This is a genomic window from Streptomyces sp. NPDC000880, from assembly GCF_053599675.1.
The window spans coordinates 41,319-53,259 of record NZ_JBSFMS010000042.1 but is presented as its reverse complement, the minus strand read 5'-3'; the positions used below and the strand labels follow the sequence as shown (position 1 = coordinate 53,259).

The 11,941-nt window shown below is 68.1% G+C and carries 10 protein-coding genes; 6 read left to right on the top strand and 4 right to left on the bottom strand.

The window, feature by feature from the left end; all coding sequences use genetic code 11:
* Positions 1–138: 138 nt before the first annotated feature.
* Together ACWDO5_RS16520 and ACWDO5_RS16515 are read right to left on the bottom strand one after the other, a co-directional pair.
* A complete protein-coding gene (locus ACWDO5_RS16520) occupies positions 139–2,760 on the bottom strand; it encodes an ABC transporter permease/substrate binding protein (protein WP_450530979.1) in 2,622 nt (873 codons plus the stop codon).
* Complete coding sequence (locus tag ACWDO5_RS16515) at positions 2,753–3,934, bottom strand: quaternary amine ABC transporter ATP-binding protein (RefSeq protein ID WP_450530978.1); 1,182 nt, start codon at positions 3,932–3,934, stop codon at positions 2,753–2,755. Before ACWDO5_RS16515 ends, ACWDO5_RS16520 begins: the two co-directional genes overlap by 8 nt.
* Positions 3,935–4,158: 224 nt before the next feature.
* Here ACWDO5_RS16515 and ACWDO5_RS16510 point away from each other — a divergent pair, with 224 nt between their 5' ends.
* The 4 genes from ACWDO5_RS16510 to ACWDO5_RS16495 all read left to right on the top strand — a co-directional run bounded on the left by ACWDO5_RS16510 (position 4,159) and on the right by ACWDO5_RS16495 (position 7,198).
* Complete coding sequence (locus ACWDO5_RS16510) at positions 4,159–5,064, top strand: 5'-3' exonuclease (RefSeq protein WP_450530983.1); 906 nt, start codon at positions 4,159–4,161, stop codon at positions 5,062–5,064.
* A gap of 51 nt (positions 5,065–5,115) precedes the next feature.
* Positions 5,116–5,958: a siderophore-interacting protein gene (locus ACWDO5_RS16505; RefSeq protein ID WP_450530977.1), complete on the top strand. Its 843-nt coding sequence runs from the start codon at positions 5,116–5,118 to the stop codon at positions 5,956–5,958.
* 434 nt (positions 5,959–6,392) lie between these two features.
* On the top strand, positions 6,393–6,818 hold the full coding sequence (locus ACWDO5_RS16500; RefSeq protein WP_450530976.1) for a VOC family protein: 426 nt from the start codon (positions 6,393–6,395) through the stop codon (positions 6,816–6,818).
* A 188-nt stretch (positions 6,819–7,006) separates the two neighbouring features.
* Positions 7,007–7,198: a hypothetical protein gene (locus tag ACWDO5_RS16495; protein ID WP_450530975.1), complete on the top strand. Its 192-nt coding sequence runs from the start codon at positions 7,007–7,009 to the stop codon at positions 7,196–7,198.
* On the opposite strand, the gene ACWDO5_RS16490 is transcribed toward ACWDO5_RS16495, so the two are convergent.
* Together ACWDO5_RS16490 and ACWDO5_RS16485 are read right to left on the bottom strand one after the other, a co-directional pair.
* A complete protein-coding gene (locus ACWDO5_RS16490; RefSeq protein WP_450530974.1) occupies positions 7,186–7,344 on the bottom strand; it encodes a hypothetical protein in 159 nt (52 codons plus the stop codon). The two genes, ACWDO5_RS16495 and ACWDO5_RS16490, sit on opposite strands and share 13 nt — an antisense overlap.
* 243 nt (positions 7,345–7,587) lie before the next feature.
* Positions 7,588–9,060, bottom strand: a complete 1,473-nt coding sequence (locus tag ACWDO5_RS16485; RefSeq protein ID WP_450530973.1) for an MFS transporter — start codon at positions 9,058–9,060, stop codon at positions 7,588–7,590.
* On the opposite strand from ACWDO5_RS16485, the gene ACWDO5_RS16480 reads away from it, so the two are divergent.
* Complete coding sequence (locus tag ACWDO5_RS16480) at positions 9,051–9,731, top strand: GntR family transcriptional regulator (protein ID WP_450530972.1); 681 nt, start codon at positions 9,051–9,053, stop codon at positions 9,729–9,731. The genes ACWDO5_RS16485 and ACWDO5_RS16480 overlap by 10 nt on opposite strands.
* Before the next feature lie 574 nt (positions 9,732–10,305).
* The gene (locus ACWDO5_RS16475; protein ID WP_450530971.1) at positions 10,306–11,868 is read left to right on the top strand and encodes an amino acid permease; all 1,563 of its coding nucleotides are present in this window, start codon (positions 10,306–10,308) and stop codon (positions 11,866–11,868) included.
* Positions 11,869–11,941: the final 73 nt, after the last annotated feature.

Genomic DNA, 11,941 nt, shown 5'->3' with positions numbered 1-11,941 from the left:
CCTCTCCTCATACCCTCATCCCCACCCCGCCGCTATGCGAAGTTCCCCGGGCCCGGGGGGCGCCGGGGGGGCTGCCCCAGTCCCCCGAGGCGGGGGGCCCCCCCCCCGGGGGGCCCCACCCCTTGTGCGTGCGCCTGGCTACTGCGGAGCCATCTTCTCCGCGATGCCCGGGTTCTGCTTCATCCAGGCCTGCACGGCTTCCTCCTCGTGCCCCGTGCCGCGCTTCTGGATCGCGTTCTCCAGGCCGGCGAGCTGCTTCTCGCTCAGCTTGAAGTCCCTCAGCCACTGGGTCAGCCGCGGGTAGTTCGCCGGGAAGTCCTTGCTGGCCACGGTGTGGATCCGGTCTCCCTCGCCGAAGGCCTTCTTCGGGTCCTTCAGTTTGGTGAGGCCGTATTCGTTGTAGGCCCAGTGCGGGGTCCACAGCATGACGGCGATGGGCTCCTTCTTGGCGTACGAGCGCTTCAGCTCGGCGAGCATGCCCGGCGTGGAGCTGTCGACGACCTTGTACTCCTTGTCGATGCCGTAGCCGGGCAGGACCTTGTTCTTGAGGATGTTCATGGTCTCGGCACCGGGCTCGATGCCGACGATGCGGCCCTTGAACTCTCCACCGCGGCCCTTGAGGTCCTCGAGCGAGTCCACGCCCTCGACGTAGGAGGGGACGGCGATCTCCAGCGAGGTGGGCCCGTACCAGGAGCCGACGTCGGTGAGCTTGTCACCGTATGTGTCCCAGTACCTCTTCTGGGTGCTGGGCAGCCAGCCGTCGAACTGCACATCCAGCTGGCCCCGGGACATCGCCGTGTACATCGGGCCGACCTCGAACTGCTTGAGGTTGAGCTTGTAGCCGCGCTCCTCCAGGACCGCCTTCCACAGATACGTGGCGGCGATGTCCTCCTCCCAGGGGAACCAGGCGACCTCCAGCGGGCGGTCGCGCTCGTCCTTGCCGTTCGCCGCCTTGCCGGCCTTGGCGACAGGGGTCCACTTGTCGGCGAGACCCGGGTTCTCCTTGAGCCAGGCGCGGACGGCGTCCTGCTCCTTGCCCTTGCCCGTCGTCTGGATCCTGCTCTCAAGGTCCGTGAGCTGCTTCTCGGTCATCTGGAAGTTCTTGAGCCACTTGCCGACCTGCGGGTTCTCGGCGGAGAAGCCCTTGCGGGCCAGGGTGTGCACGCCGTCGCCCTTGCCCCAGGAGCCCTTGGGGTCCTTGAGCTTCTTCAGGTCGTAGCTGCTGTACGCCCAGTGGGGCGACCACAGCGTGGTGACGATGGGCTCCTTCTTGTCGTACGCACGCTTCAGCTCGGCCAGCATGCCGGGCGTCGAGCCGTCGACGACCTTGTACTCAGCCTGAAGGCCGTAGTCCTTCAGAACCTTGTCCTTGAGGATGCCCATCATTCCGGCGCTCGGTTCGATGCCGATGATCCGGCCCTTGAACTGGCCCGACTTGCCCTTGAGGTCCTCCAGGGAGTCGATGCCCTTCATGTACGAGGGGACGGAGAGCTCCAGCGAGGTGGGGCCGTACCAGGAGCCCAGGTCTTCCAGCTTGCTCTGGTACTTCTTCCAGTACTGCGCGTGGGTGACGGGCAGCCAGGAGTCGGTCTCGAAGTCGACCTGGCCGCCGGCCAGACCGGTGTAGAGCGCTCCGGCCTCCAGCTGCTTGGTCTGGACCTCGAAGCCGCGCCGCTCCAGCATCTCCTTCCAGAGGAAGGTGGAGGCGATGCCCTCGTCCCAGGGGATGTAACCGATGGAGACCTTCTTGCCCTGGCCGACACCCGAGGCGTCCGTGGCGTCGGCGGACTTGGCTCCGCCGAACATACCCATGCCGCCTGCGACGAGCGCGAGAACGACGACGCCCACGACGGCGACGGCAGGCTGCGGGCGGTAGTTCCAGATCTTCAGCCCGCCGGTCAGGGACTTCGCCTTGGCGAGGGCGCGGCGGCCGTGCGGCGAGACCTGGCGGCCCAGCGCACCGGTCATCCGGTCCAGGTACATGGCGAGGATGACGATGGAGATTCCGGCCTCGAAGCCGAGACCGACGTCGACATTGCCTATGGCCCGGTAGACGGCGGCGCCGAGGCCGCCGCCGCCGACCATGCCGGCGATGACCACCATGGACAGTCCAAGCATGATCACCTGGTTGATGCCGGCCATGATCGTGGGCAGGGCGAGCGGGAGCTGGACGCGCAGCAAGGTGTTGCGCGACGTCGTGCCGAAGGCCTCCGCGGCCTCGACGAGCTCCTTGTCGACCTGGCGGATGCCGAGCTCGGTCATCCGTACACCTGGCGGCAGGGAGAAGACGATCGTCGCGATGATGCCGGGGACCACGCCGACGCCGAAGAAGATGACGCCGGGGATCAGATAGACCATCGCCGGCATGGTCTGCATGAAGTCGAGCACCGGCCGGGTGATCCCGCTGACCGTCTTGGAGCGGGAGGCCCAGACGCCGAGCGGGATCGCGATCACCAGGGTGACGATGGTGGCGACGAGCACCAGCGAGAGGGTCGCCATCGCGTCGTCCCACAGCTCGATGGAGTCGATGAGCGCGAACCCGGCGAAGGCGAGGACGCCCGCGGACAGGCCGCGCAGCCACCAGGCGACGACGGCGAGTATGCCCGCGAAGAGCAGCGGCTCGGGTCCGGACAGCACGGCGTCGATGCCGTCGTACATGCCGGTGACGAGTGAGCTGATGGCGTCGAACAGCCAGGAGAGATGGGACTGGAGCCACTCGACGCCGCTGTCGACCCAGTCTCCGAGATGGAGCCTAGGCACTGGCCACCGCCTTGGTGACACCCTGCGCGGGGCCCGCGGTCTGCGGCGGAATCGCTGCCGGGGTCATCGGCTCGCCGAGGACCGCAAGCAGCCGGGCGCGCGGTACGACGCCGATCAGCTCCCCCTCGCCGTCGACGACGGCGACGGCCACGCCGCTGGTGGAGCAGGGCGTGAACAGCTCGATGATCGGGGTGTCCGCGGAGACTGTGATGGGCGCGGCGGCCAGCACGTCCCTGGCGTTACGCAGCTCCTTGCCGCTGTCCGTCCGGGTGCCGTACGCGGTCTCCGGGTCAGCCATGATCGCGCCGGCGGTGAGCACCCGGGAGCGGTCGACGTCCTGGGTGAAGGAGGCGACATAGTCGTTGGCCGGGGTGACGAGGATGTCCTCGGCGGTGCCGAGCTGGACGATCCTGCCGTCCCGCATCACCGCGATCCGGTCGCCGAGGCGCATGGCCTCGTTGAGGTCGTGGGTGATGAAGACGATGGTCTTCTTCAGCCGCTGCTGCAGTTCGAGGAGCTGATCCTGCATATCCCGGCGGATCAGCGGGTCGAGCGCGCTGAAGGACTCGTCCATCAGCAGCAGATCGGCGTCGGTGGCGAGCGCGCGGGCGAGGCCGACGCGTTGCTGCATACCGCCGGAGAGCTCGTCGGGCCAGGACTTCTCCCAGCCGGCCAGGCCGACCAGTTCCAGGGCCTCGGCGGCGCGCCGGTCGCGCTCGGGGCGCGGAACGCCCTGCACTTCGAGGCCGTATCCAGCGTTCTCCAGCACACTGCGGTGCGGGAAGAGCGCGAAGTGCTGGAAGACCATGCTGATCTTGGTGGAGCGTACGGTGCGCAGCTCGCGGGGGCTCAGGCCGGTCAGGTCCTGGCCGTCGAAGAGGACGCGTCCGGCGGTGGGTTCGAGCAGTCCGTTCAGCATGCGCAGCAGCGTGGACTTGCCCGACCCGGACAGACCCATGACGACGAATATCTGGCCCGGCTCGACGGCGAACGAGGCGTCGATCACCGCTGCTGTCGTACCGTCGGCGCGCAGCTCGTCGCGGTCACTGCCGCCTTCGAGCTCGCGTACCGCTTCGTCGGGTCGTCTGCCGAACACTTTGTACAAGTGTTCGGCCTGCAGTCTGGACACATACACCTCACGCGTTGAACCGAAACGGCCCGCCGACCCCCGCATGGAGGTCTCCCCGCCGAGGGCAGGGCAAGGGCCGTGGAGCAGGCGGGTTCCGCCCGCTTTCCCGGCGAATTTGCTGAATCGCTACGGGGTCCGCTCCGGGTCTGCGCCTGCCCTGGCCTTTCCAGGGCAAACGCAACAGTGATCCACCTCACGAGGCCGGCGCGCGGGGTGGCTGAGGTGCCTGCCCGGGCTGCGGCATCATCAGGTCTGTGACGCGACGCCTGATGCTCCTCGACACCGCTTCCCTGTACTTTCGCGCCTATTTCGGGGTCCCGGATTCGGTCCGGGCCCCCGACGGCACCCCGGTCAACGCCGTACGCGGGCTCCTCGACTTCATCGCGCGGCTGGTCCAGGACCATCGCCCCGACGACCTGGTGGCCTGCTGGGACAACGACTGGCGGCCGCACTGGCGGGTGGAGCTGATCCCCTCGTACAAGGCGCATCGCGTGGCCGTGGAGACGCAGACGGGTCCTGACGAGGAGGAGATCCCGGACACCCTGGCTCCCCAGGTCCCGGTGATCATGGACGTGCTCGACGCGCTCGGCATCGCGCGCGTCGGGGCCGACGGGTATGAGGCGGACGACGTCATCGGCACCCTCACCGGGCGCGCGACCGGCCCGGTCGACATCGTCACCGGCGACCGCGACCTGTTCCAGCTGGTCGACGACGCGCGCGGGCGGCGGGTGCTGTATCCGCTGAAGGGCGTCGGGACGCTCCAGGTGACGGACGAGGCGTGGCTGCGCGAGAAGTACGGCGTCGACGGCCCGGGGTACGTAGACCTGGCGCTGCTGCGCGGCGACCCGAGCGACGGGCTGCCGGGCGTGCCCGGGATCGGCGAGAAGACCGCGGCCAAGCTCCTGGACGCCTTCGGCGATCTGGCGGGGATCATGGCCGCCGTCGACGACCGGACCGCGAAGCTGACGCCCTCGCAGCGCAAGCGGCTGGACGAGGCCAGGGACTATGTCGCGGTGGCGCCCACGGTCGTCAGGGTGGCATCCGACGTGCCGCTGCCCGACTTCGACCCCGCGCTGCCCTCCGAGCCCCGCGATCCGGCGACGCTCGACGAGCTGGCCGCCCAGTGGGGGCTCGGCGGCGCCCTGACGCGACTGCTGTCCACGCTTCAGCGCTGAGGTGTTAACTTAGGCAAGCCTAAGCAGCACACGAGCTCAGGGGAGACCGCCGTGGCAGAACGACCGGCACGCAAGGCACCGAAGCCCTACGAGGCGCGGGTGGTGCGCACCGAGCGGATCACCCCGCACATGGTGCGTGTCGTCCTTGGCGGTGAGGGGCTGGCCGGATTCGGTCTCGACGGGTTCACCGATCACTACATCAAGCTGCTGTTCGCGCCCGTGGGCGTGACGTATCCGGAGCCGTTCGACATCGAGCGCATCCGCGAGGAGTTCCCGCGCGAGCAGTGGCCCATCAACCGCACCTACACGGTACGGAGTTGGGACCCGGCACACCGTGAGCTCACGGTCGACTTCGTGGTCCACGGCGACGAGGGCCTGGCGGGCCCGTGGGCGGCGCGGGCGCGCGTGGGCGACACAATCAGGATCCAGGGCCCCGGCGGCGGCTACGCCCCGGACCCGACGGCCGACTGGCATCTGCTGGTGGGCGACGAGAGCGCGCTGCCCGCCATCGCCGCGTCGCTGGAGCGGATGCCGGCAGGCGCACACGTCCATACCTTCGTCGAGGTCGCGGGCCCCGAGGAGGAGCAGAAGATCGTCACACCTGACGGAGTGGAGATCAACTGGCTGCACCGCGGGGACCGGCCGGTGGGCGAGGCTCTGGTGGCGGCGGTGACCGCGCTGGACTTCCCCGAGGGCGACGCCTGCGCGTTCGTCCACGGCGAGGCGGCGTTCGTGAAGGAGCTGCGCCGCCATCTGCGGCTGGACCGGCAGATTCCGCGCGAGCAACTGTCGATCTCGGGGTACTGGCGGCTCGGCCAGACGGACGAGGCGTGGCGCGCGGTCAAGCGCGAGTGGAACGAACAGGTGGAGCGGGAACAGGAGAAGGCCGCCTGACGATCGCTCCCTCGTGGTCCCCGGCTGCGCGATGGGCGGGTTCAAGGGGGCTTTCGCTGTGGCGACCCAAAAGGTCCGGCCCGCGACCGCAGTCGAGGACCGGGCCGTACAACCACTCACCAACCAGCCGTACTTCTCGTACGAGCACCTGCGCGGGTCGACAGCCGGACCGCCGCCACCATCTGCGGCGGGTGCCAAGGCCGCTCCGCGCACCTCACATGCAACATCTGAGGAACCGACGGAATCAGCTGACCTGCCGAAACGCGGCTCGTACCGGGTGGAGGTCCCGCGTTGAGGCGTGGAGATTCCCTGTGGACTTCCACGGCTATTCACCGGCTCGGCTGCTTCAGCGGCCCCACTCTTTCGGTGAGGCCGCCGTGGCACGCGCCTGCTGCCTCCACCCCTCCGGCCACCGCTCACGGGACAGTGGAGACATGAACGCAGACGACAGGAACCTTCTGGCCCGGGCACGCGTGGCGACCAGGCTTCCAGCCCAGAACCTGGACCGGGCGCGGCGTTTCTACTCCGAACAGCTCGGTCTGGAGCCCGTCGATGAACGGCCCGGTGGGCTGCTCTATCGGTGCGCCGGCGCGGACTTCGCACTGTTCCAATCGACGGGAGCCTCGCCCGGCACCTTCACTCAGATGGGGTGGGAGGTCGACGACATCGAGACAGTCGTGTTGGAACTCAAACGGCGCGGCGTGGTGTTCGAAGAGGTCGACGTACCTGGGTTTCGAACGAGGGACGGGATCGCCGAGATCGAAGGGAACTACCCGAGCAAGGGCGCACGGGGTGAACGCGCTGCCTGGTTCCGCGACAGCGAGGGAAACATACTGGGCATCGGCGAACCGGTCGTCTGAGCGGAGCACCCGACCGGCGCCCGGAAGGTCGGCGGCGCCCAGCCCGCCGACCCGCCACGCGTTCCGTCCCCAGCATCCCGGCGGCCACCATTGGCCAAGCCCGCCACAGGGTCAAGACGGCGCACAAGCAACTGACTCCCTCCCGGCAGCACCCCGATCACTGTCGTACCAACAGGCCAGAATGAGTGGTGACCGGAGGGGGAGGAGCCGGCGCCGCGACACCGCTCGCCCAGGTCCCCGGGCAGCAGTTCCCGCCCGACGTCCTGGCCCGCCTCGAGCAGATCGACCGCGCCGCGACGCAGCACGTCGAGGGCAACCGGCCGGAGAAGCCGAGGAAGTCGTACACCGCCGACTGGCTGTCGGGATCTCACCGTCGATGAGCCTGCACGATTTCGTCGGGCATCGAAACTTCTTCGTTGTGCGGGTTGATGACCACGCGCTCGACGGTCTCGCAACGGTCGATGTCCCAGGCCGCCGGGTCGAGGGCGAGTGCGTCGAGGACGTCGGCGGCGGTGGGCATCTGCATGGGCGCATTACCGCAGCGCGGCGCGAGTCCGCCGTGTCCGACGACCAGCAGCGAGCACCGAGTCGAGGCGGGACAAGCTCACCGCCGGGCAGCGGGCCGAACTCGCCGCGCTTGGCGTCGAATGGGCATGACACCACCACCGGCCGGTCGTTGAACCGGCCGGACACACCGATGCACAAAGACCCCGGGCCGTCATGGCAGATGCCCGGGGTCTCATGCTGGTCCCAGACCGCTCGAGGTGGCTTATTCGGGTAGCGGCAGTCCCTTGGTCTCTTTCAGGAAGGGAACGGCCAGCAGACCAAGGACGTAGACGGAACCCATCCACATGGCCGCTGGTGCGATGCCTCCGAACAGGACGACGAGGCTGCCGCTGACGATGGGGCCGAGCCACGCGATCAGTCTGGTGCTGTTGAACACGGTGGACATGGCGGTCGACCGGATCGTCGTCGCGAACAGTTCCGGGAGATACAGCGGCATCCAGGCGAAGCCGCCCAAGGTGAAGATGCCGTTGATAGCAGCCACGACCAGGAAGCCCTGAATGTTGCCCGGCCACAGGTAAGTGATCGGGGTCATGACGAGCGAGCCCACCAGGAACAGGATTATGAGGATGCGACGGCCGAAGCGGTCTGCGATGAAGGGAGCACTGAGGTAGCCGACGAGCGACCCGATGGTGTAGGTGACCACGGCGAGTTGGGCCCAGGACGCGGAGCCTGCGATGCCGTCCCTTGTGGCAATGACCTTGGCGAACGAGGGCAGGAACGACGAGATGGCGTACCAGCCCGCGATCGTGACGAAGGACAGGGCGATGGTCAGCAGCATCGTCTTGCGGTGCTCGGGGCTTGAGAAGATCCGGATGATCGTGAGGCGCGCGCTCGGCTCGCCCGCTTGTCGGGTCTTGCTTTCCGGGCGTTCACGTCGGCTCGTGGCATCGACCCAGCGTTGCGATTCCGGCACCCGGGTGCGCAGGATTATGGCCACCAATGCGGGCAGGACACCCAGTACGAACATGACGCGCCACGCGGTGGGGTCGAGACTGCCTATCAGCATCCAGGACAGAGCAGCGATAAGGGAGCCGAATCCGAATCCGGACTGGACGATGGCCGCCCCCATGGTGCGGGACCGTTCGGGCCATGTCTCCTGGATGAGTGAGGCGCCCGTCGACCACTCACTGCCGAGTGCCAGACCGGTGAGGAAGCGCAGGGCGATCAGCATCCAGACCGAGGTGCTGAATGCCGTGAGGCCGGTGAGCAGCGAGTAGGCGATGATCGACCACAGCATCATGGGCTTGCGTCCGACGTAGTCGGCGAGTGTTCCACCGACCAAGCCGCCGACGCCGGATCCCAAAAGCGTGATCCCGATCGCCAGACCGGCATAGAGCGCCGTGTTGTGTTGCTCGGCCGGTGTGAGCAGCGCTCCCAGGGCCGGACCGATGACGACGACCAAGGCATACGTCTCGTAGCCATCCATGGCCCACCCCAGAAATGAGGCGGTGAGCACCCGCCGGTGGGTCTTGTTCAGACCCCGCCACCACGGGCCGCCGGACACGGAGCGTTGCTCGGACCGTTTCAGCGATGTGCTCGGACGCAAACCGGCCATAGTGTCAACCCCATCTACAGGTGATGCATACAGTGCATACAATTTGGTTGCCAGGTATACATTGGTTGCGGGTTCAACCGCAAGGTCCAGGTGGCGACGAGGGGTCTTTGATGCGCTCACCGAAGATGCATGGAGTGATGCCCGGCACGAGTGCGCACGAGGCAGTGATCGAGGGCATACGCGATGCCATCGTGCGAGGCGAGGTGCTACCAGGTGAGCGCATCCGCGAAGGCGAGATCGCCGCGCGCATGGGAGTGAGTCGAACGCCCGTGCGCGAGGCGTTCCTCGTTCTTGCGGTGGAGGGTCTGTTGACGCTCCAGCCGGGGCGGGGCGCCAGAGTGCGGGAGTACAGCGCCGAGGAGGTTCACCTCGTCCACGAGGTGCGAAGCCTGGTCGAGGGACGGGTCGCCCGGTTCGCGACCGATCGCATCTCCAACCAGCAGATCACCCTCCTCGAGAAGAGCTGTGCCCGACTCGAGTCGCTTCCTGACGGAGCTGTGGACGAGTGCAGCGAGGAGAACATCTTCTTCCACAACATGCTGTTCACCATCGTCGACAGTTCTCGCCTGATGCACATCGGCCGGCACCTGCTGGAAGTGCCGCTTCCGTACAAGCGGAACTACTGGACAGATCCGCATCAGAGAAAGTGCTCCGAACTCGCACATCGAAGGGTGTACGAGGCACTCAAGGCCCGCGACGGAGACGCCGCCGAGACCGCCATGCGGGACCACGTGCTGGAAACCGGCACCTACATCACCCAGTGGATGGGCAGCCGGGGTGACAGCGCGTGAGATCGGTCTGCAGGTGGGTGCTGCGGAGCTGGCTGTCAGCGGGTGGTGGCGATCCGTGGACGGGTGGGCTGTGGGGTCTCCATCGAGGTCGTGGAGTCGGTCTCGGTCGGCGCTTGTGACCCAGAGCGGGGTGCTGGCTTGTCCGTTGTCAGCGAAGCCAGTCGGCCGCGACGCCCTGACCTGGGGCGACTGGATTGAGTGAGACGGCCGATCTCGGTGCTCACGGCGGCGAGCGGGCGTCGAGCCGTCGCCCTCAGCTCGCTGACCTGCGGCGACCAAGTTCGTTGACACAGAAGCCCAATCGACTGCTTTCGGTGACACGGCGACTGGGTTGGACGACAGCGGACAACCACCCCGTCAACGACACCGAGCCCAGCGATCACACCCCGTCACCCCAGGATCCGACTTTCGTCGGTAGCCCCATCTGCGGACCCGGGCCAATCCGCCACTCCACGGGCTCCAACACTTTCGAACGTGAGGACTTGGGCCCCGTACGGACATGGGCGCGTGACGCCGGTGAAACAGCTCGTCCCTAATTTCTGTCACTCGACAGGAAAAAGCGACAGGGGCTGCCATGACCGCCACCGCACCCACGGACGTACGGCCCGATCCTCCGGAGACCGGCCAGGGCGGCGACGCAGCCGCGCTGGCCGGCTTCGGCTACCGGCAGGAGCTGCACCGCTCCATGGGGCGGTACGCCTCCTTCGCCGCCGGGTTCTCCTTCATCTCCGTCCTCACCACCGTCTTCCAGTTCTTCGCGTTCGGCTTCTCCTTCGGCGGCGCGGCCTTCTTCTGGACCTGGCCCGCCGTGCTCGTCGGCCAACTGCTCGTCGCTGCCTGTTTCGCCGAACTCGCCGCCCGCTACCCGCTGTCGGGCGCGATCTACCAGTGGTCGACGCGGCTCAGCACCCCGTCCTTCGGCTGGTTCGCGGGCTGGATCATGGTGATCGGCCAGGTGGTCGTGGTCGCCGCGGCAGCCCTGGCACTCCAGGTCGTACTTCCGGCGATCTGGTCCGGCTTCCAGCTGTTCGGCGGCGACCCGTCGCCGATCGCGCCCTCGGGCGCCGCGAACGCCGCGCTGCTCGCGGTCCTACTCCTCGCCCTGACAACGCTGGTGAACCTCCTCGACAACCGCGTCATGTCGGCGGTGAACCGCATCGGCGTGACCGCCGAGATCATCGGGGCGGTACTGATCGTCGTACTCCTGCTCACCCACTCCGAGCGCGGCGCGGGCGTCACCCTGCACACCGGCGGCCAGGGCGGGGCGATCGGCGCGCTGCTCGTCGGCTCCTTCACCGCGGCGTACGTCCTCATCGGCTTCGACAGCGCGGGCGAGCTGAGCGAGGAGACCCGCAGCCCCCGCCGTACCGCCCCGCGCACGATCCTGCTCGCGCTCGCCTCGGCCGGCGTCCTCGGCGGACTGCTGCTGCTCGGCGGAGTACTGGCCGCGCCGAGCCTGACGGACGGGCGGCTCGCGACCGAGGGTCTGTCGTACGTGCTCACCAGCAGCCTCGGCGAGGGCGTCGGCAAGGCGCTGCTCGTCGATGTGGTGATCGCGATCGCCGTGGCAACCCTGGCGATCCAGACGGCGGGAGCCCGGATGCTCTTCTCGATGGCGCGCGACGGGGTGCTGCCCTGCTCGGCCCGCCTCGCGAAGGTCTCCCCGCGCACCGGAATGCCGGCCGGACCCGCCCTGGTCGTGGGCGCCGCGGCCGCGGCACTCGGCCTGCTCAACCTCGCGTCACCGGAGGCCTTCCTCGCCATCGGCACGACGTGCATCGCGATGCTGTACCTGGCGTACGCGATGGTGACGGGCCCAATGCTGGTCCGCCGCCTGCGCGGGACCTACGGCCGCGACACGGGCCTGGACGAGGCGGGTAAACCCCTGTTCTCACTGGGGCGTTGGGGCCTGCCGATCAATGCGCTGGCCCTCGTCTACGGCCTGGCGATGACGGTCAACCTCGCCTGGCCGCGGGCCGCGGTGTACGACCCGGCGGGCGGCCACTGGTACTTCCAGTGGTTTACGGTGCTGTTCCTGGTGGTCACGGTCGGACTCGGAGCGGCGTGGCGGTGGCGTAGTGCACGGCGAGTGCACACGGCGATGCCCGCTCGGCCTCTCCCGGAACCGACTCGATAGCGGACGGGGTGGGGTCCTCGCCGGTCGGCCGGAGCCCGGCCGCTTACCTGCCAGGTCATCGACCCCGGCGCGG

Excerpts from the sequence above, each read along its gene's own strand:
- ACWDO5_RS16515 (WP_450530978.1), bottom strand. The coding sequence starts at position 3,934 with ATGCGGGGGTCGGCGGGCCGTTTCGGTTCAACGCGTGAGGTGTATGTG.
- ACWDO5_RS16510 (WP_450530983.1), top strand. The coding sequence starts at position 4,159 with ATGCTCCTCGACACCGCTTCCCTGTACTTTCGCGCCTATTTCGGGGTC.
- ACWDO5_RS16490 (WP_450530974.1), bottom strand. The coding sequence starts at position 7,344 with ATGCAGATGCCCACCGCCGCCGACGTCCTCGACGCACTCGCCCTCGAC.
- ACWDO5_RS16500 (WP_450530976.1), top strand. The coding sequence starts at position 6,393 with ATGAACGCAGACGACAGGAACCTTCTGGCCCGGGCACGCGTGGCGACC.
- ACWDO5_RS16475 (WP_450530971.1), top strand. The coding sequence starts at position 10,306 with ATGACCGCCACCGCACCCACGGACGTACGGCCCGATCCTCCGGAGACC.
- ACWDO5_RS16480 (WP_450530972.1), top strand. The coding sequence starts at position 9,051 with ATGCGCTCACCGAAGATGCATGGAGTGATGCCCGGCACGAGTGCGCAC.